Raw genomic sequence first — 22,943 nt, 5'->3', positions numbered from 1 at the left:
TAATCTCGCATGCTTTTGCGACACTGACCACGGCCGGGTTCCATCATATCTGCGTTGCAGCAAATGCCAAGAGATGGTCGCCTGATCGGCAAACTTCCGACACATGATCAGAGCGAATAGCGCTGATCCGGCATGACGCAGTGCTTCGCGCGGTCACGATTCCGCCGGCGCATTTCATTTGTTTTGGGGAATCCGCGTGTCGCATAAGCTTGCATCGGCGCTTTTCGCCGCCTTCTTTCTCACCCTCTCGTCTTTCTCCCCTGCCCACGCAGAGCCGCCTGCGCCGGCCGCCACGGCCGCACTGTCATCTGACGAAGCCAGGCGCGCGCTGGAGACGCTTCAGGACGACAAGAAGCGCGCGCAAATGATCGATACGCTGCGCGCGATCGCGAATGCGTCCGGTCCGCAGCAGCCAGCACCCGCGCCTGAGTCAAAATCGCCAATCCCGCTGTCGGCCGACGGCCTCGGCGCGCAACTTCTGCTCACGGTGTCCGAGGAGATCGGTGAGATCTCGCACGATGTCGCCGACATGGCGCGGACGCTCACGCATTTTCCGGCGTTCTATTACTGGATCGTGCGGACCGCGAATGATCCCGACGCGTATAATCTCCTGATCGAGATCGCTTGGAAGCTGGCGCTGGTGTTTGGCTGCGCGCTTGCGGCCGAATGGGTGATTGTCCGCCTGATCCGGCGTCCGGTCGCCTTCCTCGAAGGCCGTGTGCCGCAAACCGCGCGCCTGCCCGTCGAGGTGCTGCCCATCGCCGATCCGCCGTCATCGGTCGCCGACGTCACCCCTTCGCCGGACTTGCACAAGCGCCGGCACAGCCTCGCGCGCGTCTGGCAACTGTTGCTGCGGCTGCCCTTCGTGTTGGGACGGCTGTTGCTCGAACTGCTCCCGGTGGTCGTTTTCGTCAGCCTCGCCACCGCACTGCTCGGTACGGAGATCGGCGAGCCCGCCACCGTCCGCCTCGTGATTCTCGCCGTGGTCAATGCTTATGCGTTCTCGCGCGGGCTCATTTGCGTCGTCCGTGCGCTGGCTGGGCCATTCGGCCTGTTTCCGGTGCGTGCCGAAACCGCGGCCTATATCGAGATCTGGGCGCGTCGCATCGTCGGCGTCGCTGTCACCGGCATCGCGTTCGCCAATGTGGCGCTGCTGCTCGGCCTGCATCGCGCCGGCTATGCCGCGCTCATTCGCATGGTGCTGCTGATCGTGCACCTGTTTGTCGTCGTCATCATCCTGCAATGCCGCCGCCAGGTCGCGGACGCCATCCGCGCGCCGGCGGACCGGCAGGGGCTCGCGGCGCGCCTGCGCAATCGCATCGCCGGCGGCTGGCATTATCTGGCCATCGCGCTCGACCTGGCGCTATGGGCGGTCTGGGCGCTAAACATCCGCAACGGCTATTCGCTGCTGCTGCAATATTTCGTCGGCACCATCGCGGTGGTGCTGATCACGCGGGTCGCGATCATGGTGACGCTGAGCCTGATCGATCGCGGCTTCCGCATCCAGCCGGAAATCCTTCAGCGTTTTCCCGGACTGGAGATCCGCGCCAACCGCTATCTGCCGCTGTTGCGCAAGATCGTCTCCGGCGTGATTGCCTTCATTGGCTTCGTCGGCGTGCTCGAGGTCTGGGGCGTCGATGCCATCGTCTGGTTCTATGGCGGCCAGATCGGCAGCCGGTTGCTCTCGGCGGTGGCGACGATCGGCGTCGCTGCCGCCATCGCCGCGGCGATTTGGGAGGCCAGCAACGCGCTGCTGGACCGGCAGATCAATACGCTGTCGCGCGACGGACATTATGCGCGCGCGGCGCGCCTGCGCACTTTCCAGCCGATGCTGCGCACGGCGCTTCTATGCCTGATTGCCACGGTCGTCGGCCTCACGACGCTGAGCGAAATCGGTGTCAATGTCGCGCCGCTGCTCGCGGGGGCCGGCATCGTCGGCATTGCCATCGGCTTCGGTTCGCAAAAGCTGGTGCAGGATCTCATCACCGGCCTGTTCCTGCTCCTGGAGAATACGGTCCAGGTCGGCGACACCGTCAGCGTGTCGGGCCTGTCTGGCGTGGTTGAGAATGTCTCGATCCGCACCATCCGTCTGCGCGCCGGCGACGGCGCCGTGCACATCGTGCCGTTCAGCGCGGTGACGACCATCACCAATGCCAGCCGTGGCGCCGGCAATGCCTCCGTCAGTGTCAACGTCGCCTACAAGGAAGACACCGACCGCGCCGGCCAGATCCTCAAGGACATCGTCGAGGAGATGCGCCGCGAGAGCGAATTCCGCCCGTTGATCCGCGGCGATCTCGAGCTCTGGGGCATCGACAAGGTCGATGGTGCCATGGTGTCGATCGTCGGCCAGATCCGCTGCACCGAGGCCGGCCGCTGGCCGGTCCAGCGCGAATTCAACCGCCGGATGAAGCAGCGCTTCCAGCAGCACGGCATCGAGGTCGCATCCGCGACCCAGACCATCTTGATGCAGATCGCGCCGCCTGCCGATGTCGCCATCAATCCGACGCCGCGGCGGGCGGCCGGATAGCCGCGCCGCAAAATTTCCGGCTTGCCTCCGCTCACGCGGCAGCGTTCACTCGCCCTCCAGTCTGCTGATGACATGCGGACGACAAGAAGCCTGGGAGAGAGTGATGCGGGGGCTGTGGGCCGGATTGCGCGGTCATGCGATCGTCATTTGCGCGTTGATCGCATGTGCTGCATGGAGCGCACCCGGCCACGCCCAGCCATTTCCGTCGCGTCCCATCACGCTGGTGGTCCCGTTCGCGGCCGGCGGACCGACCGATACGCTGGCGCGGATCCTGTCGGAACGGATCGCAGCCGAGCTGCATGCGACCATCGTGGTCGAGAACGTCGCCGGCGCCTCCGGCAGCATCGCCGGCGCCCGCGTCGCGCGTGCAACGCCTGACGGCACGACCATCACCATCGGCCATTCGGGCACGCATGTGCTCAACGGCGGGATCTTCAAGCTGCCTTACGACGTGGTCACCGATTTCGAGCCTGTCGCGCTGGTCGCGATGGGGACGCAGCTGATCGTCGGCCGAAAGTCGCTCGAGGCCAACAGTCTGAAGGAGATGATTGCGTGGCTGTAGGCCAATCCCGGCAAGGCCACTGCGGGGACGGCCGGCGCCGGCACCGGCGCGCATGTTGCGGGTGTCTTCTTCAAGGACAAGACCGGCACCGACTTCCAGTTCGTGCCCTATCGCGGTGCGGGGCCCGCCATGATCGACCTCGTCGCCGGACAGATCGATATCATGTTCGACCAGGCTTCGAACTCGCTGCCACAATACAAGAACGGGGCGATCAAGGCGTTCGCGGTGACATCGCCGACGCGGCTTGCGTCCGCGCCCGACATTCCGACCGTCGACGAGGCGGGCCTGCCTGGCCTGTACATCTCCTACTGGCACGGCATCTGGGCACCGAAGAACACGCCGAAAGAGATCGTCACGAAGCTCAACACGGCCATTGTCGCGGCGCTTGCCGATCCCGCCGTCAAGCAGCGTTTCGCCGAGCTGGGCCAGGAGATTCCGCCGGCGGAGCAACAATCGCCGGCCGCGCTCGGCGCCTTCCAGAAGGCCGAGACCGAGAAATGGTGGCCGATCGTGAAGGCTGCGGACATCAAGCCGGAATAGCTGCACGACGTTAACTATTGCGCCGCCTGCAACTGCAGATCGTTCGCGAAAAGCTCGCTGCGGTGCGAGATCACAATCGCGGCTTGAGGAGCAACGTCCTTGATCTCAAGTGAGCGCTGGCCGACAATGTTTGCCCTTCAATAAGAAATTCCCTGGGGGATTTCGTGAATAGACCTGCTTGGGTCAGCGCCCAACCGACCTCATCCGATTCCGCGCAAGGCATGACGCTGCTGCGCAATCCCCTGCTCAACAAGGGCACGGCTTTTACCGAGGCGGAGCGCTCCGCGTTCGGCCTGCGCGGCCTGCTGCCGCCTTGCGTGCTGACGATGGAGACGCAAGCTCAGCGCATTCTGACCAATCTGCGCACGCTGCCGACCGACCTGGAAAAATACGTCGCGCTGAATGCGCTGCATGATCGCAACGAGGCGCTGTTCTTCCGCGTCGTCGTCGACAATATCGACGAGATTCAGCCGATCATCTACACGCCGACGGTCGGGCTCGCCTGCCAGAAATACGGCCTGATCTTCCAGCGGCCGCGCGGCATGTTCATCTCCTCGCGCGATCGCGGCCAGATCGCCGAGATCCTGAAGAACTGGCCTTATCCGGCCAAGCTGATCGTCGTCACCGACGGCGAACGCATTTTGGGACTTGGCGATCTCGGCGCCAACGGAATGGGTATCCCCGTCGGCAAGCTCTCGCTCTATTCGGCCTGCGCCGGTGTGCATCCCGAGCACTGCCTGCCGATCGTGCTCGACGTCGGCACCAACAACGAAGAGCTCCTGAGCGATCCCTACTATCTCGGTCTGCGCGAGCGACGGCTCACCGGCGAGGCCTATGACAGCTTTGTCGACGAGTTCATGACCGCCGCGCGAAAGACCTTTCCCGATGTGCTGATCCAGTTCGAGGACTTCGCCAACCATTCCGCGTTCAAGCTGCTGCACAAATATCGCGATGAAGCCTGCGTCTTCAACGACGACATCCAGGGCACTGCGGCGGTCGCGCTCGCCGGGCTGTTCTCGGCGCTGCGGGTGAGCGGCGGCAAGCTCAGGGACCAGCGCATCCTGTTTCTCGGCGCGGGCGAGGCGGCAACCGGCATCGCCGATCTCGTCGTCTCCGCGATGATGGCGGAGGGCGCAACGGAAGCCGAGGCGCTCCGGCGCAACTGGCTGGTGGATTCCCGCGGTCTCGTCGTCAGTGGCCGCGATGGCCTCTCCGGCCACAAGCTCCGCTATGCGCATAAGGATCGGGCGCCGATCGCCGACTTCCTCACCGCGATCAAGACGCTGAAGCCGACGGCGATCATCGGTGTTGCCGCGGTCGGCGGCGCCTTCACGCCCGAGGTGCTCAAGGCGATGGCCGGGCTCAACGAGCAGCCGATCGTGTTCGCACTGTCCAACCCGACCTCGAAGGCCGAGTGCTCGGCGGAGGATGCCTATCGCTACACCGCGGGCCGCGCGCTGTTCGCCTGTGGCAGTCCCTATGATCCGGTCAAGCTCAATGGCCGCACCTTCGTGCCGCGCCAGGGCAACAACTCCTACATCTTCCCCGGCGTCGGCCTCGGCGTCATCGCCAGCCGCTCGCGGCTCGTGACCGACGAGATGTTCATGGCGGCGGCCCATACGCTCGCCAATTGCGTCGGCAAGGACGACCTGGATCAGGGCAGCCTCTATCCCGCGCTGCCCCGCATCCGCGAGGTCTCAGCCCTGATTGCGGTGGCGGTCGCTGATGTCGCCTATCAGCGCGGGCTTGCCGACGGACCCGCGCCCAACGACGTCAAGGGCCTGGTCCGGTCGCAGATGTACGAGCCGAAGTACTGACGTCGCTAAGCTCGACATGGAGCGATGAGTGCGCTGACGCTTCCACATCGTCATGGCCGGGCTCGGACAAGCCCGGCCCATGACGGCACGGTGGAATCGCCGTTGTCTGCCGTCGCCTTATGTGCGACGGTTCGTAGCGTTACAAGAATCTCAAGCCGTTAGGTAAGTCACCATGGACGATCGTTTGCCCGACCTGGGCGATCTCGAGCACGAGGTCATGCAATTGGTATGGGCTCATGGGCCGGTCACGGCCGAAATCGTGCGCGAGCGGCTGTCGCGACGCCTGAAGGAATCGACGGTGCGGACGGTGCTGCGCCGGCTGGAAGAAAAGGGCTATGCTCGCCACACCGTGGACGGACGCACCTACGTGTACCACGCCGCCGAAGAGCGCGCCCGCGTTGCGGCCAAAGCTGTGCAGCGCATCGTCGACTGGTTCTGCAATGGCTCGATGGAGGAGGTCCTCGTCGGCATGGTGGACAATGCGATGCTTGACCAGCAGCAATTGCGCGCGCTGGCGGATCAGGTGGCCAAGGCGAAGAAGGCGAGGGGAGTGAAAAAAGAATGATCGCAGCTCTGGCTGAGGCGGCGTTACGCTCCTTCGCGCTGGGAGGTGTCGTCTGGATCGGTCTCATCCTGTTCCGCGTGCGCAATCCGCACGTCCACATGACGGCGTGGGTCGTCGTGCTCTTGGCATCGCTGGCGATGCCGTTCGTGATGCATTGGCCGACGCTCACCATTGACCGGCTGCCTTTGTCCATGCCGGTGCCGGACGAGTCTTGGCCGGCCGATTTCGCGATGCCGGAGCATCCGCAGCCGTCCCTGCCGATCGCACCCAATGCGGCGATCGCGCCGATGGTGAAGCGAGGGGTCTCGATCGACTGGTGGATGGTCGCCACCACCGTCTATGCCTGTGTTGCCAGCCTGCTGCTGCTGCGGCTCGCCATCGGCCTCTGCCTGACCTGGCGTCTGGTGCGCGCGGCGAAGCCGGTGACAAGCCGTGAGATGATCGATGCCGATGTGCGCGTCAGCCGCGACGTCGGCGGCCCCGTCACCTTCGGTTCGACCATCCTGGTGCCGCCGCAGTTTTTCGGCTGGGACGCGAAGAAGCGCCTCGCGGTGCTCGCCCATGAGGGCGCGCATGTCGCCAACCACGATTTCTATGTCCTCTTGCTCGCCTCGCTCAACCGCGCGGTGTTCTGGTTCAGCCCGTTCTCCTGGTGGCAGCTGGCGCGGCTTGCCGAGCTTGCCGAAATCATCAGCGATGCCCGGGCGATCGAGATGATCGACGACCGGCTGTCCTACGCCGAAATTCTGCTCGACGTCGCCGCCTCCGTGAAGCCGCAGCCGATGGAGCTTGCGATGGCGCACGCTTCGACCGTGCGCGCGCGGGTCGAGCGCATCATCGCAGCCGCCGCCATGCCCGTCGCGGTCGGTTGGCGCAAGCGGCTGTGGATCGCGGCCGCGATCGTGCCTGCCGTGATCGTGTCGGCCGGCATGATCGCCTATCGCACGCCCGATCCCGTGTCCGGCAGCGCCGATCTCGGCGATGTGCCGGCGCAGCATTACCGTCCGTTCGTCAATTTCTACGCCGTCAATTTCAACGCCATGGGCCCCGCCTCGGTGTTTGCCATCTTCCGCGAGGGCGACGAAATCTACGGGCAGCTCACCGGCCAGCGCAGGCTGCGCCTGAGCGTCGCCAGCGACGGCACGGCGTCCTATGCGGCGTCGTTCGGTGAGGTCACGTTTCCGATCGATGCCGAGCGGCGCTCCTCCGAATTGATGCTGCATATGAATGGCCGCGACGTGCGCGCCGTTCGCGTTGCCGAGATGCCGGCACCGGCGACCGATCCCGTGTCGCTCGATCACTATGTCGGCTGGTACAAGGTCGCGCCGAACCGCGTGCTCACCGTGCGGCGCGATGGCGATCGTCTGCAAGTGCAGGAGACCGGGCAGGGCCGAACGCCTGGTCTTGCCGAGGGGGCCGATGCCTTCTCCGTCCACGGCGATCGTCTCCTGATCTTCCTGCGCGATGATGTGGCCGGCGTCTCGCGCGTTCTGGTCCAGAACGCCACCTCCGGCGCCCGCCTCGCGCAGCGGATCGATGCGGCGCAGGCCCAGGCGATCGAGGCCGACTTCGCGCGCCGCCTGGCGGAGGTGCCTGACAGGTTCAGGGAGCAGGTCCCGGCTGCGGGCAGCAAGGAGACGATTCTTGCCGGGATCGAGGATATGCGCCGCGGTACGCCAAACTATGATCGCATGAGCGCGCCGCTCGCCGCCAACATCCACCGACGGGTCGATGAATTGCGCGCGACGTTCACAGCGCTCGGCGCGGTCGAGTCGATCTTTTTTCGCGGCGTCGGACCCGGCGGCTATGACATCTATGGCGCCAAGTTCGAGAACGGCACGGCGGAATTTCGCCTGCTGCTGGAGCCCGACGGCAAGGCCGGCGACGTGTTCTTCCGGCCGGACGGCAATGACGAACTCGGTGGCATCGTCCCCTGCTCAGAGGAAGCAAGCGTGCGCGGCCGCGCCGGCACCTCGCCGATCAGGATCATGCTCTATAACGAGACGGACGACGACATTCAGGTCTTCAATCTCGGCGCGGACGGCGAGCGCAAGGCGCAGAGCGTCGTCAGGTCCGACATGACCTGGGTGACGCTGACCACCGTGAACAATCCATGGGTCATCGCCGACAAGTCCGGGAAGTGCATGGAGATTTTGGTGCCGGGCCGGCAGACCCGCTTCCACAATGTCGAGGCCTCGAATCTCGGTGCCCGGCCGGGGCGCGCCGCGCGTCGCGCCGTTCCGATCGCCAATGGCGAGGCGATGCTGCGGCAATATCTCGAGGGCATCGGCAAGGGGCAGCCCGACTACGACCATATGACGACCGAGGTCGCCAACATCACGCGTCAGCAACTTCCGTTCGACCAGGCTATCCTGGCGCGGCTCGGCCCGTTGCGCGCGGTTTCCTTCCGTGGCGTCACCGCGCTCGACAGCGACATCTATCTCGCCCAGTTCGCCAACGGCTCGGCGGAATGGCGCATCGGCGTCAGGAACGGGACGATCACCAAGATCGCGCTCGGGCCGAATTTCTAAAAGCGCGGGGTGCCAGGACAGCGCCGCGATCGCGCCAATCGCGGCTTGCGCATGATTGCTGCGAGTGCTACGATGTGTAACACTACTATAGGTAGCCGGCTGTGAGCCGCCGGATTTCGGCGCGGCCTTCGCAAAGCTGACCGGGTTCATGATGTGCACGCTGACGCAACGGGAGCTCGACTTTCTCGCCAGCCTGAAAACCGGCTGGCGGCTGCTCTATCGGCGCGAGCTGATGCGGCTCGTCAGGGGCGACGTCGAAGCCGGCGAGCCGCGGCCGGAGGCGCGCCCAATCGGCTGGCGCGGCGCAGCAGGTTGATTTTCCCCTGTCTGTGTCGATTCAGGACAGGTTAGTGTGGTGAATTCATCACAGCCGGCGCGAAACCACGGCGGCCCCAGGGCCGCTTTTGTTCAGCCAAGGTTCTGCCCTCATTGCCCACCGAAACTTGGGGTTGTTCGGAGGGCGCATCATGTCTCGCTTTGCAAGTGCCGAAACTGCCCGGATCTCGCTGGCAACCTCGAGCCGGTTGCTGCTTGCCATCGTCGGCGCCGCTTCGCTCGCCGCGTGCGCGCAATCACCGGTTGGCCGCCAGAGAGCCGATCTCGCACCGGCCACAAGGCAAGCCGCGATCGAGCGTCCGCACCGGGTGGCGGCGCTGCATCCGCGTCCGATCTACAGGCCGCATCGCTCCAGCGACACAGCAAGCGCCAAGCCGACCGCCTCGCATGGCGTAGCCAGCTTCTATTCGGATACGGAGACCGCGAGCGGCGAGAAGTTTGACAAGAACGAATTGACCGCGGCCCATCCGAGCCTGCCGTTCGGCACCAGGCTGCGCGTGACCGATGTCTCCTCCGGCCGCTTCGTGACCGTCCGGGTCAACGATCGCGGGCCCTTCGTTCGCGGACGCGTGGTCGACATCTCGCCCTCCGCGGCCGAGGCGCTCGGCATGGTCGACAGGGGCGTGGCCAATGTGCGGCTCGACGTCGTGCAATAAGCCGCTGTTCATCGACATCGACACGCCGTGTTTAACCGGCTGTTAGCTGCTCTCGCGCACCATGGGTACCCGGCAATTCGGGGCTTTGGGGGAGACGGCGCTTGACCACGATCCAGTATCTCGAAGATCAGGCGGCGCGCGCCGAGCGACTTGCCAAACGGATCACGGATACGCTGACGATCGAAAAGCTCCTGACCTTCGCCGGCGAACGCCGCCGCGAGATCGAGGTCATCGCCGGCCGCCGGCGCGCCTGACGCCGTTGGATTCAGAGCGCTCTTTTTGCCTGGGCTTTATAGCTTGTCGCGATGACAATGCGCTCAGCTATGGCTCTCGACGAAATCGCTGAGATAGTCGGGGAGCGTCACGCCATCGATGTCGCAGCGTGCCTGGATTTCATCGGCAACGTCGGTCGAGATATCCTTCATCCAGTGTTCGAGCGTGTTGAACGAGATCACCTTGATGGGGTCGTTGAAGTAGCCGGCGACGAGCTCGTTGATCGCGGTGTCGAGGTCGCTTCGCTCGACGCGAATTTCAGTTGCCTCGTCGCGGCGATCGATCACCACGAACATTGTTTGGTCTGCGCCATAGGGCACGACCGGGGATGGTACGCCAGCTTCAAGCATGTGAGCGTCTCACGCCTTGGCTTTCCGATCCCTGTTAACGGGAAAAACCGGAAGAAGGTTCCTGCGCAAATCAAAAGGCGCAGGTAAGACGTTTGTCGTACGCGGGTGGCGGCGGTGTTCGCCTATGCGCAGATGCACTCAGAGAAACTCTCTCAGCCGCGACAGCTCGAGCACGTGCTCTGGCGAGAGGATGTCCGTCACCAGCGGCGGCTGCGGCGCCGTGTGGATGTCATAGAGATGCCGGGTCGGCGCCGGCTTCGCCATGAAGGCGGAGATGCACTCGTCCAGCGTGCCTTCGCTCACCTGATAGGATGCGCGGCCCGGCCGGCGCTGGTTTCCGAGCGAGGGCCATTTATGCAGCGCGGCGAGCGCGCCGAAATCGACCTTTGACTCAACTGATACGCCACCCATTGTCCCCGCCTCACGCAAAGAGAACCCCAGCACGCAACCTCGCGTGCCAGGGTCCATTACCCATCGCTACATCTCAATGCCACGTGCCGATAATGCGGCGGCCGGGAAAAGGTTCCCCGCCGATGGGCGTCTTAACTCGCGGCGGCTGCGATTCTGTGCGCTGGGCTCGCCTGGCCGTGACTGATGTCGTCGTCGCGGCTGACCGGAAGCCCGGCGAAGCGCCGCAGGGCTTGCGCCATCTGCATTCGGCCCTGGACGCCGGTGATCACCACATCGACCATCGCAAAGGACGAGTGGAAATGGCCGCGCGCCCTAAGCTGCTCGACCGGGACGCCGGCGGCCGCCATTGCCTCGGCATAGGCGATGCCTTCGTCGCGCAATGGATCGAACTCGCAGGTCACCACGTAGGCCGGCGGCAGACCGGCGACCTTGCCGCGCAGTGGCGACACGCGCGGATCGGTGCGGTCGGCCGGTGCGCAATAGAGGTCCCAGAACCAGTACATCAGCGAGCGCGTCAGGAAGTAGCCGATCGCATTGTCGTTGTAGGAGGGACGATCGAAGGTGCAGTCGGTGACCGGACACACCAGCAGCTGGCCGGCGATGTCAGGCCCGCCGCGGTCGCGCGCGAGCTGGCAGGTGATGGCGGCGATGTTGCCGCCGGCGCTCCAGCCTGCGACCAGCACGGGACCCGGCTTGCCGCCGAGCTCGGCCAGATGCTCGGCGATCCAGCGCGTCGCTGCATAGCCGTCCTCGGCCGCCGTGGGAAAACGATGCTCCGGCGCGTGGCGATAGCCGACGCTGACAAAGGTCATGCCGGTTCGCCGCACCATGTCGCGGCAGAACGGCTCGTCCGACTGCTCGTCGCCGAGCACCCAGCCGCCGCCGTGGAAATAGACCACGACCTGATGCGGGCCCGGTGTGGCCGGCTTGTAGACGCGGTAAGGCAGCGGGCCATCCGCGCCGGGCAGGGTGCCGTCGACGATGTCGCCGATCAGCCGTCCCCGCGGGGCGACCCTTGTTGAACTCGTTGACGAAGGCGCGCGCGCCGATCGCGCCCATCGACTCGATCGGCGGCAGGTTCAGCGACGCCAGCAGGTTCAGCACCAGCCGCACGTCCGGCTGCAGCCGCACCACCTCGCCGTCATTGCATTGCGCGGCGACGTTGGGGCCGGTGAGCTTGAAGCCGAGCATGCCGCGGCTCGTGACCTCGTCGCAGATGCTGCGATAGGGACCGACGCCGCCAGTGTAGGGCATCAGGCCCTGCACCTTGCCGGGCACGTTGGCGCCCGTGTACCAGGTGTTCGCGAGCCGGTGCAGCGTCACCATCGAGCAGTCGGCCATGTGGCGGCCCCAGCCGGCCTGCGCCGTCTCGGTCGGCTCGATCGTGGTGAAGCCGGCGTCGCGCAGCGCTTTGAGCCGATCGACGACCCAGTCGACATGCTGCTCGATCGACACCGCCATGTTCGACAGCACCGACGGGCTGCCGGGTCCGGTGATCATGAAGAAGTTCGGGAAGCCCTCGACCGTGAGGCCGAGATAGCTCTGCGGCCCCTGCGCCCAGACATCGCTGAGCGATTTGCCGTTGCGCCCTGTGATCGGATGCACGGCGCGGATCGCGCCGGTCATGGCGTCGAAGCCGGTCGCGAACACGATGATGTCGACATCGACGTTGCGTTTGCCGGTGGTGATGCCGCTTTCGGTGATCGCCTTGATCGGCTCCTGGCGCAGATTGACCAGCGTGACGTTCGGCCGGTTGTAGGTCGCGTAGTAGTTGGTATCGAGGCAGGGACGCTTGGCACCGAACGGATGGTCGTGCGGTGTGAGTGCCGCGGCCGTTTCCGGATCCTTCACTGCGGCGCGGATTTTTTCGCGGATCAGGTCCGAGACGATGTTGTTGCCGTCGAGATCGACGCCCTGATCGGCCCAGAGCTGAGTCAGGATGTGGACGAGATCGCCTGCGGCCCAGGCGCGTTCGAACCGCTCGCGACGCTCGGCGTCGGTGAGCTGCCAGCTCACCACGGTCTGCTGCGGATAGGGGACGCCGGTCATCGACCGACGCGCCTGCTCGCGATAGGCCGCGCGGTCGCTCTGGAACAGGTCCCTGCGATCGGCCGGCGAAGGGCCGTTATGCGCAGGCAGCGCGAAATTCGGCGTGCGCTGGAATACGGTCAGGTGCGCGGCCTGCTCGGCGATCAGCGGGATCGACTGGACGGCCGACGAACCGGTACCGATCACGGCGACGCGTTTTCCGGCGAGATTGACGCCGTCATGCGGCCAGCGTCCGGTGAAATAGATCTCGCCCTTGAAGTCCTTGACACCGTCGATCTCCGGCGGTTTTGGCGCGGAGAGGCAGCCGGTGGCCATGATGTAATGGCGGCAGGAGACTGGCGCGCCATTGCCCGTGGTGAGCTGCCAGTGCTCGGTCGCCTCGTCCCATCTGGCTTCGGTGACCTTGGTCTTGAAGCGAATGTCGCGCCTGAGATCATAGCGATCCGCGACGAAGCCGAGGTAACGCAGGATCTCCGGCTGGGTCGCGTATTTCTCCGACCAGGTCCAGGCCTTGTCGAGTTCTGGATCAAATGTGTAGCTGTAGTCGATGGTCTGGATATCGCAGCGCGCACCGGGATAGCGGTTCCAGTACCAGGTGCCACCGACGTCGCCGGCTTCGTCGAGACCGACGACCGAGAGGCCGGCCTTGCGCAGGCGATGCAGCAGATAGAGGCCGGCAAATCCGGCGCCGACCACGGCGACGTCGACCTGTTGGACGGTTCCACTGGCCGCTTTGGACTCACGTGCGGCGACCATTGCGTCAGGCATGGTATTCCTCCGAGCATTTTGTTTTGCCGGCAGGCTAGTCCTGCAGGCTCGGCTTGTCATTAGAGCAAGTGCAATCTTCGGTAGTCGCTTGCGGTGTCATCGGGGCGGCGCGAACCCCGCTCCAATGCACGCATCGCGATGCACAATGGCCGTGATTGCCCGGGCTAATCATGCCTGACCCGCCTGTGTATGCTTGCGGCTACAAGCCACGCGTACCCAGGGCGTCATGACAGAGTTGAGCGAGCGAACCAAAGCCAACATGGACGTCGTCCTGGAGGAGACGTGCCGTCAATTGCCGCATGGCGGCGATCACGACAGCCGCAGGTTCATTGCCGAGCGCCTGATCGAGGCGGCGCAATCCGGCCACTCCACGCTCGGCGAGCTCGGCATCGTCGCGCGACGTGCGCTGGCGGAGATTTTTGCCAAGGGCGGCTAGCTGCCGCCACAGCGCTTGCCTCGCCGCGGGGCACGGACGTAACCTGCCGGGAACCTTTCGGCAGCTCGAGACTCCAAGATGCGGTGGCTGTTTACGCTCGTTGCGGCCTCTTCATTTCTTTGCTGCGCCGGTGCTGCCGTCGCGCAGGGGGTCGGCCAGTTTCCGTTTGCGTTGACGCGCGAAGGTCAGATGCTCGGCGCCGTCGAAGGCGAGATTGCCTCCTTCAAGGGGCTCGCTTATGCAGCGCCGCCGGTCGGCAGCCTGCGCTGGCGTCCGCCGCAGGCTTTGCCCGAGAGTTCGGAGATGAGCACGGCCTACGACTATGGCGCGCCCTGCCTCCAGCCATCGCTGCCGGCCGCGCGCGAGGATTGCCTCACGCTCAACGTGTTTCGTCCCTTCGGCGTCGACGGGCCGCTGCCGGTGATGGTGTTCATCCATGGCGGCGGATATGTCACTGGCACCGCCAATGATCCGTTGTTCGATGGTGCAAGGCTCGCGCAGGCCGGGCTCATCATCGTGACGGTGAATTATCGCTTGGGTGCACTCGGCTGGCTCACGCATCCCGCTCTGGCGGAAGATACCTCCGGCAATTTCGGCCTGATGGACCAGATCACGGCGCTGCGATGGGTGCACGTCAATATCGCGGCCTTCGGCGGCGATGCGAACAACGTCACGCTGTTCGGCAACGGTGCCGGCGCAACGTCGATCGCGCTGCTGATGCTGTGCGCCCAATCCCGCGATCTTTTCCAGAAAGCCATCCTGCAATCGGTGCCCGGCCGCGTGCGCCTGCCGTCGTCGCAGGAGGCTCAGGCCACAGGCCGGCAGTTTGCCGCCGCACTTGGGCAAGATGCGGATTTGCGCGTCGTCGCACCGGCGCGTCTTCTCGCCGCAGAAAAGCGTCTGCTGGGCAGATCGCCGCGCAGCTTTACGCCGGCGATGGATGGAGACCTGGTGACGGAAGACATCGCCGCGGGATTTGCCGCGGGACATGAAAGCCGCATTCCCCTCATCATCGGCTCGAACGACGACGAGACCCGCTTCGACAGCGAGCTGGAGGTCAAGGAGACGATGTCATTCTCGGGCGAGAGCACCGGCGAGTTGCGCAAGCTCTATCCTGATGCCGCGAGGCCATCCGACGTGGCGGCCAGATTCTACACCGACAAGGTGTTCTCCGAGCCGGTGCGAATGCTGGCCCGGCTTCATGCCGCAACCGGCGCGCCGACCTTCCGCTATCGCTTTGCCTATGTGCCTGAAGCACGGCGCGGCAATCCCGACGAAGGCAACGGGCGCGAGTTGCAGTTCATCTTCGGCGTGGAGGGCGTGCCCGGCGCGGGCATCTTCTCGCGACGGGATCGCGAGGTCGCGAACCGCATGCGCGCCTACTGGATCAACTTTGCGAAAAGCGGCGATCCCAATGGCGCAGAGCTGCCGCATTGGGATGCGGCCGCGGACCGCGATCATCTGCTGTTGATCACCAATGATCGCATCGCGAGCGGTGAAGACCCCTGGGTGGAGCGTCTGGACCGGCTCGCGCGCGAGAGCAAAAAATGAGTTGGATTTAGGCCGCGAGCTCGACGCGCGGCGCCGGGCTCAGCCGGTCTTCCTCCAGATGGTCCATCGCGCCATCCTTCTCGACGGCGTAGAACTGCTGACCTTCCTTCGTCCTGTAGGCGGCGCGAACCACGCCACGGCGGCCCTTGTCACTGTTGACGACGTCCCCCAGCGCAAACTTCTTCATCTCACGTCTCGCTTGTCCCCCTGGCCAACTCCTTCGGCCCACGCGCCGGATTGTGGGCGGCAAATCGTTAACGACTTGCTAACCATGCCGGCTTGCCTATGCTCGCCGTCGATTGCGCGACTGGTACACGCGCATGTTGAGACGAGCTGGCACCCATGACGCGATTTCCGACCCTGTTCCTGTCCCACGGCGGCGGCCCTTGGCCCTTCATGGAGGACCGGCGGGTGCAATATGCCAAGACTGCCGCGGAATTCGGCCGGCTGCCGCAGCTTCTGCCAGCAAAGCCGAAGGCCGTGCTCGTCATCACCGGCCATTGGGAGGCTGACGCCTTCACCGTGTCGACCTCGGCACATCCGCCGATGGTGTACGACTATTACGGTTTCCCCGAGCATACCTACCACATCAAATATCCCGCGCCGGGTCAGCCTGCGCTCGCAGCAGAAGTGAAGGCGCTGCTGGCACGCGCTGGCTTCGATTGCCGGGAAGATGCCGATCAGGGGTTTGACCACGGCACCTTCGTGCCGCTCGGTCTGATGTATCCGAATGCCGACATGCCGATCGTGCTGCTGTCGCTGAAGTCGAGCTACGACGCGGCCGAGCACATCAAGGTCGGACAGGCAATTGCTTCGCTTCGCGACGAGGGGATTCTGATCGTCGGCAGCGGATTGACCTACCACAACATGCGCGGTTTTGGCCGCCCGGAATCGAAGCCGGTCTCCTACGATTTCGAGGCCTATCTGAACGAGGCGATCGGCGCGGATGCGGCGCGCCGCAACGCGATGCTGGTGGACTGGGAGAACGCACCGAGCGCGCGTCTCGCCCATCCGCGTGAGGACCATCTGCTGCCGCTGATGGTGGCGGCCGGTGCGGCGGGCAGCGACGTCGGCAAGCGCGTCTTCGTCGACGAGGTCGCAAGCGTCGCGATGGCGTCGTATGTGTTTGGCGGTTGATTCTTCCTTCTCCCCTTGTTTGTGGAAGAAGGTGGCGCGAAGCGCCGGATGAGGGGTGCCTCTCCGCGAGTTCAACTCTCATTTCAGCCGCGGCGGGACGCCATCAGGCCGCGATAGAGCGAGGCGTATTCGCCGGCGCGGTGGCGCCACGAGACGTCGGTCGCAAGGCCGCTCAATTGCAGCCGTCGCCAGGTCGGCTTGTCGTGGAAGACAGCATTCGCGTTGCGTAGCGTGCCGGCGAGGGCGTCCGCCGTCACGGGGCCGAACTTGAATCCGGTGGCATTTTGTCCGGTCTCGCCGATGTCGACGATGGTGTCCTCGAGGCCGCCGACACGGGCGACGATGGGGACGGCGCCGTAGCGCAGGGCACAGAGCTGGGTGAGCCCGCACGGTTCGAACCGTGACGGCACGAGGAGCGCGTCCGAGCCGGCCTGCATCAGATGCGCCAGTATTTCGTCATAGCCGATCATGACGCCGATCCGGCCAGGACTGGCACGCGCCGCGGCCTGATAGCGATCCTGGAGATCGCGGTCGCCGCTGCCGAGCAGCGCGAGCTGCATGCCCTGGTCCAGGATCGTCGGGATCGCCTCGAGCAGCAGGTCAAGCCCCTTCTGCCAGGACAGCCGGCTAATGACGCCGAGCAGCGGTGCTTCGTCGGAGGAATCGAGATTGAATTGCTGCTGAAGCACCGCCTTGTTCGCGGCTCGAAACGTGAGGTCCTGCGCGCCGAAGCGATAGGCGATGTGCGCATCGGTTTGCGGATTCCAGACTTCGGTGTCGATGCCGTTGAGGATGCCGCTCAGCACGCTTGCGCGCTCGCGCAGCAGGCCGCCGAGCCCCATGCCGCCCTCGTCGCTCTGGATCTCCTGCGCATAGGTCGGCGACACCGTGGTGATGCGATCGGCCAGTCGCAGCCCGGCTTTCAAAAAACTGATGCCGCCGAAATATTCGAGGCCGTGGACATCGAACGACGCGTCCTGCGGCAAGCCGATCGCGCCCGCCAGCGTGCGGTCGAACTTGCCTTGATAAGCCATGTTGTGAATGGTCATGACGGTGCCGGGCCGCGCCCCGCCATCGTAGTGCAGATAGGCCGGTGCCAGCCCGGCCTGCCAGTCATGAGCATGCACGACGTCAGGCACGAAGGCCGCGACGAGACCGTGGCCGATATCGGCTGCCACGCGCGACAGCGCCGCGAAGCGCACGCCGTTGTCCGGCCAGTCGACCCCTTCAGTGGTGACGTAGGGGTTGCCCGGCCGTGCGTAGAGATGCGGTACGTCGAGCACGAACAGGTCGAGCCCGTCATGCGAGCCGGCGAGCAGGCGTCCGGGGCCGCCGAAATAATCCGGCCAGCGCCGGATCTCATTCGCGCCAGAGAGCAGCCGCATCACCTGCGGATAGCCCGGCATCAGCGTCCGCATCTCGACGCCGTGCGCCTTCAGCGCAATCGGCAGCGCACCGGCGACGTCCGCGAGGCCGCCGGTCTTGACGATGGGATAGACTTCAGAAGCGACCGCGAGGACGCGAACAGGCGTCATGTATTGAGACCGTCGATCATCGGCTGGGTGATCAGCGAGATGCCCTGCTCGGTGGTGCGGAAGCGTTTTGCGTCGAGCTCGGGATCCTCGCCGACCACGAGGCCTTCGGGGATCTCGACGCCGCGGTCGATCACGACGTTCTTCAGCCGCGCGCCGCGCCCGACATTGACGTAAGGCATGATTACGGCGTTCTCGACATTGGCGTAGGAGTTGATCCGCACGCCGGTGAACAGCAGCGAGCGGCGCAGCGAGGCGCCGGAAATGATGCAACCGCCCGAGACCAGCGAGCTCACCGCCGAACCGCGCCGGCTCTCCTCGTCGTGAACGAATTTTGCCGGCGGCGTGATCTCCGCATAGGACCAGATCGGCCAGGCCCGATCGAACAGATCGAGCTCCGGCACCACGTCGGTGAGGTCGATATTGGCCGCCCAATAGGCATCCACCGTGCCAGCGTCACGCCAATAGGCGCGCGGATTGCTGCCCGAGCGCACGCAGGAGGTCGAGAACTGATGCGCGATCGCGCGGCCATTCTTGACGATGTAGGGAATGATGTCCTTGCCGAAATCGTGGTTCGAGTGCGGGTCCTCGGCGTCGCGCTTGAGCTCCTCGAACAGGAATTTCGCGTCGAAGACGTAGATGCCCATGCTGGCAAGCGAGACGTCCGGCTTGCCCGGCATCGGCGGCGGATCTTTCGGCTTCTCCAGGAACGACTTGATCCAGCCGTTCTCGTCGACATGCATGATGCCGAAGCCGCTTGATTCCGCGCGCGGCATTTCGAGGCAGCCGACGGTGACGTCGGCGCCGCTGTCGACGTGCTGGCGCAGCATCACTTCGTAGTCCATCTTGTAGATGTGGTCGCCCGCGAGCACGACGATGAAGCGGCAGGCGTGGGACTCGATGATGTCGATGTTCTGGTAGATTGCATCGGCCGTGCCGACGTACCACATGTTCTCCGAGACTCGCTGGCTCGCAGGCAGGATGTCGAAGCTCTCGTTGCGCTCGGGCCGGAAGAAGTTCCAGCCCATCTGCAGATGCCGGATCAGGCTGTGCGCCTTGTACTGGGTGGCAACCGCGATGCGGCGGATGCCCGAGTTGACCGCGTTCGACAGCGCGAAATCGATGATGCGGGATTTGCCGCCGAAGTAGACCGCGGGCTTGGCGCGCCGGTCGGTCAGTTCCAGCAGCCGGCTGCCGCGTCCACCGGCCAGGACAAACGCCAAAGCCTGGCGGGCAAGCGGCTCATTTCCGGCGGCACTCATGTCATCCTCCCACTCGTCTGGCGCAAGCCAAATTCTGGCGTAAACCAAGGCCTTCGCGAAGTGCCTTCCGGCCGCGCACCATTAGAACCGATAGTAACGGTACGAATAGGTAATCGGGAAGGTGCTTGTTGGTTGCGAACGCATGGGAAGCTTAACGCTTTGCCGCGGGCTACGCGGGCCCACCCGCGCCGTCGTCCCGATGTCACATCGGCGGGAGGTGATCTCAGGAGACCACAATCCCGGCATGGGAGCATGTCTTGTGCGCCGCACGCGAATTCGAACGGCCCGGCGAACACGTCACGCCGGTCTATTGGCGTGGCCGTGGCTTTGGATGGGGGCTCCGTGGCCTTGCGTCTGGCGATCGCCAGCGGTGGACCTTACGGCTATTGCGGCGGTGGGCCGTACTATGGCTACGGATATCCGGGACGGGGCTAGTGATGCGTTGCGTCCGGGGCACGAGACCTCACGAAGTCATCAAGCGGCTGTGAGGTAGGAACGAGACTTCCGACCCGATCGCTTTTCTCGAAACATTCCTTCTGTGCTTTGAGCCGACAACAACGCCCTCATTGCTATTTGCACCTCCTCCCTTGCACCGTCGTCCATCCCGTCAAAAATCAAACAGACGACCACATCGGGAGACCGGCCATGGGCCTGCAAGAAACAAAAATCGAATCGCTTCCCTTCGTTACCGCTGAACTCAACTATCTCGCGCCGGTGTCCGGCAAGCCTCGCACCTACGCCTTCGATCCGCCGCCGGGCGAACCGAAAAGCACCTCGCTGCCGGAGCCGCATCAGGTGCCGATCTTCGATGCGCGCCTGATCGCGCAGAACTTCTCGCTCGACCGCGAAGGCTTTGCGCTGGTGCGTCACCCCAACCAGGTGAAGGATTTTTACAACGACGAGGAAATCCGCGCCGTCTACTATCCGGCCGTCGAGGCTTTCCTGCGCGCGACGCTGAAGGCCGATCGCGTTTTCATCTTCGACCACACTGTGCGCAGGCGCGTCGAGGGTGCCCCGGATATTCGCGACGGTGGCCCACGCCAGCCCGCCACGCGCGTGCATGTCGACCAAACCGCCGTCTCCGGTGCGAACCGTGTGCGCGAGCATCTACCAGACGAAGCCGACGAACTGCTGAAGGGCCGCGTCCAGGTGATCAATCTCTGGCGGCCGATCCGCGGCCCGCTGCGGGACTCACCGCTTGCGATGGTCGACGGCACGACCGTCGCGCCCGACGATCTCGTCGCCTCCGACCTGATCTATCCCAACCGCAGCGGCGAGACCTATTCGGTGAAATACAATCCGAACCACTGCTGGTTCTATTTCCCCGAGATGACGGCGGACGAGGCGCTGCTACTCAAATGCTACGACTCAGCGACCGACGGCCGTACCCGTTTCGGGCCGCACACCGCCTTCGTCGATCCGACCACGCCGCTTGATGCCGCGCCGCGCGAGAGCATCGAGGTGCGCACGCTGGTCTTTCACAAACAGTAACAATGTGTGATGGCACTGCCGGGCACCACCCGGCAGTGTCGTGGGAACCAAGGGGAACCCGACGACGTTGCAGCGCGGGGCCAACCTGGAGCGGTGCCGTGCGAGCGCAGCCGACGCTATTGTTGTGTCTGACCACTTTCTCGCTTTTTGCATTTTCCATTGCCCACGCTGAAAGCGGACTTGCCTCATATTATGGATACGGAAAAGCCGCGAAGAGCGGCGAGCTGACTTGCGCGCACCGGACGCGTCCGTTCGGCAGCGTGCTCAGGGTGTCCTACAGCGGGCGCACGATCCAGTGCCGCGTCAATGATCGCGGTCCCTTCATCCGCGGCCGCATCGTCGATTTGTCGGTGTCGGCCGCCCGCGCGCTCGGCATGATGAGCGCCGGCGTGGTGCGGGTCTCGGTGGAATAGCCCGACGAGCGCGCTATAGTGCCGCCCACAGCAAGGGGAGGGGCGCCATGGCCAGGATCAGGGTCGGGCTCGTCGGCTGCGGCTTCGTGTCGGAGCTGCATATGTATGCGTTCCGGCGCGTCTATGGCGTGGACGTCGAGGTTGCGGCGGTCGCTGCGCGCGGCGATCACGTCGTCGAATTTGCCGCCCGCCATAACATCCCGCGGGTCTATCGCAGTTTTGCGGAAATGATCGCCGACCGCGCGCTCGATGTCATCGACATCTGCACGCCGCCCAATCTCCACGCCGAGATGATTGTCGCCAGCATGCAGGCTGGCAAGCATGTCATCTGCGAAAAGCCGTTTGCCGGCTATTTCGGCCGCAACGGCGACGAGCAACCAATAGGCAAACACGTGCCGAAGGCGCTGATGTATGAGCGCGTGCTGGAGGAGATGGACGCCACGCGTGCCGCGATCGAGCGCACCGGAAAACTCTTCATGTATGCCGAGGACTGGATCTACGCACCGGCCGTGACCAAGACCGCCGAGATCCTCAAGGCGACAAAGGACAAGATCCTGTTCATGAAGGGCGAGGAGAGCCATTCCGGCTCGCATGCGGCGCATGCCGCGCAATGGGCGATGACCGGCGGCGGCTCGCTGATCCGGATGGGCTGCCATCCGCTCTCAGCCGTGCTGTATCTCAAGCAGGTCGAGGCGAAGGCGCGTGGCGAGACCGTCAAGGTCGCCAGCGTCACCGGCGATGTCGGCAACGTCACGGCGGGCCTCAAGCCGGAGGAGCGGACCTACATCAAGGCCAATCCGGTCGACGTCGAGGATTGGGGCACGCTGACGGCGACCTTCTCCGACGGCACCAAGGCCACCGTGTTCTCCGGCGACATGATCATGGGCGGCGTGCGCAACCTGATCGAGACCTACACCAGCGGCGGCTCGCTGTTTGCCAACATCACCCCGAACACGCATCTGATGAGTTACCAGACGAGCGAGGAGAAACTCGCAAGCGTCTACATCACCGAGAAGGTCGACCGCAAAACCGGCTGGCAGTATGTCTGCCTCGAGGAGGAATGGACGCGCGGCTATCTCCAGGAGATCCAGGATTTCATGGAATGCGTCGCGACGGGACGGCAGCCGCTGTCGGATCTCGCGCTGGCCTACGAGACAATCAAGGTGAATTACGCCGGCTATTGGGCGGCGGAAGAAGGGCGGCGGGTGGTGTTGTAGGGCGTCGCCGCAGCTTCGCTGATATCAATCTCGCCGCCTACCAGGCTCCGACAGCCATCATCACGACGATGGTCAGGCAAGAGAGGCAGGCAATCGACGCAGCATAGAATTCGGGCGTATTCAATGTTGCCTCCTGAAAGGTGCTGCCTTTCTAAATACTATTGCCGTGGCGTGATTATTCCCGCGCGCGCTTCAGGTCCGCTTCGTGCTGTGCGTCCGCCGCATCATCCAGATCGGCGGAATCATCGTCCGGCAGAAAAAGTTTGGGATGCTTGCCCGTGAGGAGAAACTGTTTGCGCATCTCGGCAAGACGGGCGCGGCAAAATTCCTTGTAGAGCAGTTCGAGTATGGCGGGCATTTTGACCCCCATCGTTGAAATTCTACAATCTGAAAATTGCTAATCGCCGCTGCATGGCTCGATCATGCGAGCCGGTGCCGACTAAATCAAACCGGCGCTGCGTGCGATTGGTTGATCCGTTTGTACGCACGAAGACGAAGCAGGGTTGATTATCTAGATCA

Annotated in this window: 19 protein-coding genes and 2 pseudogenes; 14 read left to right on the top strand and 7 right to left on the bottom strand. The window is 64.4% G+C overall.

Annotation, left to right across the window (positions count from 1 at the left end; translation table 11 throughout):
* The first annotated feature begins 196 nt into the window (after positions 1–196).
* The 8 genes and pseudogenes from JJC00_RS29180 (at position 197) to JJC00_RS29145 (ending at position 9,788) form a co-directional block, all read left to right on the top strand.
* Positions 197–2,527, top strand: coding sequence for a mechanosensitive ion channel family protein (locus JJC00_RS29180; protein ID WP_200469280.1), 2,331 nt, complete (start codon positions 197–199; stop codon positions 2,525–2,527).
* Between the two features lie 103 nt (positions 2,528–2,630).
* Positions 2,631–3,629 (top strand): annotated as a pseudogene (locus JJC00_RS29175) (Bug family tripartite tricarboxylate transporter substrate binding protein).
* A gap of 221 nt (positions 3,630–3,850) precedes the next feature.
* Positions 3,851–5,446, top strand: a complete 1,596-nt coding sequence (locus JJC00_RS29170; protein ID WP_200474273.1) for an NAD-dependent malic enzyme — start codon at positions 3,851–3,853, stop codon at positions 5,444–5,446.
* 172 nt (positions 5,447–5,618) lie between these two features.
* The gene (locus tag JJC00_RS29165) at positions 5,619–6,011 is read left to right on the top strand and encodes a BlaI/MecI/CopY family transcriptional regulator (protein ID WP_148753097.1); all 393 of its coding nucleotides are present in this window, start codon (positions 5,619–5,621) and stop codon (positions 6,009–6,011) included.
* Positions 6,008–8,542, top strand: a complete 2,535-nt coding sequence (locus JJC00_RS29160) for a M56 family metallopeptidase (RefSeq protein ID WP_200469279.1) — start codon at positions 6,008–6,010, stop codon at positions 8,540–8,542. Before JJC00_RS29165 ends, JJC00_RS29160 begins: the two co-directional genes overlap by 4 nt.
* Before the next feature lie 148 nt (positions 8,543–8,690).
* Positions 8,691–8,858 (top strand): hypothetical protein, encoded by a 168-nt coding sequence (locus tag JJC00_RS29155; RefSeq protein ID WP_200469278.1) that lies wholly within the window; start codon positions 8,691–8,693, stop codon positions 8,856–8,858.
* A 151-nt stretch (positions 8,859–9,009) separates the two neighbouring features.
* A complete protein-coding gene (locus JJC00_RS29150; protein ID WP_200469277.1) occupies positions 9,010–9,534 on the top strand; it encodes a septal ring lytic transglycosylase RlpA family protein in 525 nt (174 codons plus the stop codon).
* A 101-nt stretch (positions 9,535–9,635) separates the two neighbouring features.
* Complete coding sequence (locus JJC00_RS29145; RefSeq protein ID WP_200469276.1) at positions 9,636–9,788, top strand: hypothetical protein; 153 nt, start codon at positions 9,636–9,638, stop codon at positions 9,786–9,788.
* 63 nt (positions 9,789–9,851) lie between these two features.
* On the opposite strand, the gene JJC00_RS29140 is transcribed toward JJC00_RS29145, so the two are convergent.
* From JJC00_RS29140 to JJC00_RS29130, 3 genes and pseudogenes are all read right to left on the bottom strand, one after another.
* Positions 9,852–10,157 (bottom strand): hypothetical protein, encoded by a 306-nt coding sequence (locus JJC00_RS29140; RefSeq protein WP_200469275.1) that lies wholly within the window; start codon positions 10,155–10,157, stop codon positions 9,852–9,854.
* Between the two features lie 138 nt (positions 10,158–10,295).
* Complete coding sequence (locus tag JJC00_RS29135; protein ID WP_200469274.1) at positions 10,296–10,568, bottom strand: hypothetical protein; 273 nt, start codon at positions 10,566–10,568, stop codon at positions 10,296–10,298.
* Between the two features lie 131 nt (positions 10,569–10,699).
* Positions 10,700–13,385 (bottom strand): annotated as a pseudogene (locus tag JJC00_RS29130) (flavin-containing monooxygenase).
* 226 nt (positions 13,386–13,611) lie between these two features.
* Between JJC00_RS29130 and JJC00_RS29125 the strand changes: the two are divergent.
* Both JJC00_RS29125 and JJC00_RS29120 read left to right on the top strand, forming a co-directional pair.
* Positions 13,612–13,821: a hypothetical protein gene (locus JJC00_RS29125; protein WP_200469273.1), complete on the top strand. Its 210-nt coding sequence runs from the start codon at positions 13,612–13,614 to the stop codon at positions 13,819–13,821.
* A 78-nt stretch (positions 13,822–13,899) separates the two neighbouring features.
* On the top strand, positions 13,900–15,372 hold the full coding sequence (locus JJC00_RS29120; protein WP_200469272.1) for a carboxylesterase/lipase family protein: 1,473 nt from the start codon (positions 13,900–13,902) through the stop codon (positions 15,370–15,372).
* 7 nt (positions 15,373–15,379) lie between these two features.
* Here JJC00_RS29120 and JJC00_RS29115 read toward each other — a convergent pair whose 3' ends face one another.
* Positions 15,380–15,559 (bottom strand): hypothetical protein, encoded by a 180-nt coding sequence (locus JJC00_RS29115; RefSeq protein WP_200469271.1) that lies wholly within the window; start codon positions 15,557–15,559, stop codon positions 15,380–15,382.
* A gap of 155 nt (positions 15,560–15,714) precedes the next feature.
* Here JJC00_RS29115 and JJC00_RS29110 point away from each other — a divergent pair, with 155 nt between their 5' ends.
* Positions 15,715–16,509, top strand: a complete 795-nt coding sequence (locus JJC00_RS29110) for a DODA-type extradiol aromatic ring-opening family dioxygenase (protein WP_200469270.1) — start codon at positions 15,715–15,717, stop codon at positions 16,507–16,509.
* Between the two features lie 83 nt (positions 16,510–16,592).
* Here the strand turns inward: JJC00_RS29110 and glgA are convergent, their stop codons facing one another.
* Together glgA and glgC are read right to left on the bottom strand one after the other, a co-directional pair.
* The gene (gene glgA / locus JJC00_RS29105; RefSeq protein ID WP_200469269.1) at positions 16,593–18,044 is read right to left on the bottom strand and encodes a glycogen synthase GlgA; all 1,452 of its coding nucleotides are present in this window, start codon (positions 18,042–18,044) and stop codon (positions 16,593–16,595) included.
* Positions 18,041–19,303, bottom strand: a complete 1,263-nt coding sequence (glgC, locus tag JJC00_RS29100; RefSeq protein ID WP_200469268.1) for a glucose-1-phosphate adenylyltransferase — start codon at positions 19,301–19,303, stop codon at positions 18,041–18,043. The genes glgA and glgC overlap by 4 nt, the downstream gene beginning before the upstream one ends.
* Positions 19,304–19,948: 645 nt before the next feature.
* Here glgC and JJC00_RS29095 point away from each other — a divergent pair.
* From JJC00_RS29095 to JJC00_RS29085, 3 genes are all read left to right on the top strand, one after another.
* Positions 19,949–20,794, top strand: coding sequence for a CmcJ/NvfI family oxidoreductase (locus JJC00_RS29095; RefSeq protein WP_200469267.1), 846 nt, complete (start codon positions 19,949–19,951; stop codon positions 20,792–20,794).
* A 98-nt stretch (positions 20,795–20,892) separates the two neighbouring features.
* A complete protein-coding gene (locus JJC00_RS29090) occupies positions 20,893–21,207 on the top strand; it encodes a septal ring lytic transglycosylase RlpA family protein (protein ID WP_200469266.1) in 315 nt (104 codons plus the stop codon).
* A 47-nt stretch (positions 21,208–21,254) separates the two neighbouring features.
* Positions 21,255–22,424: a Gfo/Idh/MocA family oxidoreductase gene (locus JJC00_RS29085; RefSeq protein ID WP_200469265.1), complete on the top strand. Its 1,170-nt coding sequence runs from the start codon at positions 21,255–21,257 to the stop codon at positions 22,422–22,424.
* A 175-nt stretch (positions 22,425–22,599) separates the two neighbouring features.
* On the opposite strand, the gene JJC00_RS29080 is transcribed toward JJC00_RS29085, so the two are convergent.
* Complete coding sequence (locus JJC00_RS29080) at positions 22,600–22,782, bottom strand: hypothetical protein (RefSeq protein ID WP_200469264.1); 183 nt, start codon at positions 22,780–22,782, stop codon at positions 22,600–22,602.
* Positions 22,783–22,943: the final 161 nt, after the last annotated feature.

The sequence above is a fragment of the Bradyrhizobium diazoefficiens genome (assembly GCF_016616885.1).
Lineage (GTDB): Bacteria > Pseudomonadota > Alphaproteobacteria > Rhizobiales > Xanthobacteraceae > Bradyrhizobium > Bradyrhizobium diazoefficiens_F.
This window is presented reverse-complemented; position numbering and strand designations above follow the sequence as displayed.

Excerpts from the sequence above, each read along its gene's own strand:
- JJC00_RS29085 (WP_200469265.1), top strand. The coding sequence starts at position 21,255 with ATGGCCAGGATCAGGGTCGGGCTCGTCGGCTGCGGCTTCGTGTCGGAG.
- JJC00_RS29120 (WP_200469272.1), top strand. The coding sequence starts at position 13,900 with ATGCGGTGGCTGTTTACGCTCGTTGCGGCCTCTTCATTTCTTTGCTGC.
- glgA (WP_200469269.1), bottom strand. The coding sequence starts at position 18,044 with ATGACGCCTGTTCGCGTCCTCGCGGTCGCTTCTGAAGTCTATCCCATC.
- JJC00_RS29125 (WP_200469273.1), top strand. The coding sequence starts at position 13,612 with ATGACAGAGTTGAGCGAGCGAACCAAAGCCAACATGGACGTCGTCCTG.
- JJC00_RS29155 (WP_200469278.1), top strand. The coding sequence starts at position 8,691 with ATGATGTGCACGCTGACGCAACGGGAGCTCGACTTTCTCGCCAGCCTG.
- JJC00_RS29135 (WP_200469274.1), bottom strand. The coding sequence starts at position 10,568 with ATGGGTGGCGTATCAGTTGAGTCAAAGGTCGATTTCGGCGCGCTCGCC.
- JJC00_RS29160 (WP_200469279.1), top strand. The coding sequence starts at position 6,008 with ATGATCGCAGCTCTGGCTGAGGCGGCGTTACGCTCCTTCGCGCTGGGA.
- JJC00_RS29170 (WP_200474273.1), top strand. The coding sequence starts at position 3,851 with ATGACGCTGCTGCGCAATCCCCTGCTCAACAAGGGCACGGCTTTTACC.
- JJC00_RS29150 (WP_200469277.1), top strand. The coding sequence starts at position 9,010 with ATGTCTCGCTTTGCAAGTGCCGAAACTGCCCGGATCTCGCTGGCAACC.
- glgC (WP_200469268.1), bottom strand. The coding sequence starts at position 19,303 with ATGAGTGCCGCCGGAAATGAGCCGCTTGCCCGCCAGGCTTTGGCGTTT.
- JJC00_RS29080 (WP_200469264.1), bottom strand. The coding sequence starts at position 22,782 with ATGCCCGCCATACTCGAACTGCTCTACAAGGAATTTTGCCGCGCCCGT.
- JJC00_RS29095 (WP_200469267.1), top strand. The coding sequence starts at position 19,949 with ATGGGCCTGCAAGAAACAAAAATCGAATCGCTTCCCTTCGTTACCGCT.
- JJC00_RS29115 (WP_200469271.1), bottom strand. The coding sequence starts at position 15,559 with ATGAAGAAGTTTGCGCTGGGGGACGTCGTCAACAGTGACAAGGGCCGC.
- JJC00_RS29110 (WP_200469270.1), top strand. The coding sequence starts at position 15,715 with ATGACGCGATTTCCGACCCTGTTCCTGTCCCACGGCGGCGGCCCTTGG.
- JJC00_RS29165 (WP_148753097.1), top strand. The coding sequence starts at position 5,619 with ATGGACGATCGTTTGCCCGACCTGGGCGATCTCGAGCACGAGGTCATG.
- JJC00_RS29140 (WP_200469275.1), bottom strand. The coding sequence starts at position 10,157 with ATGCTTGAAGCTGGCGTACCATCCCCGGTCGTGCCCTATGGCGCAGAC.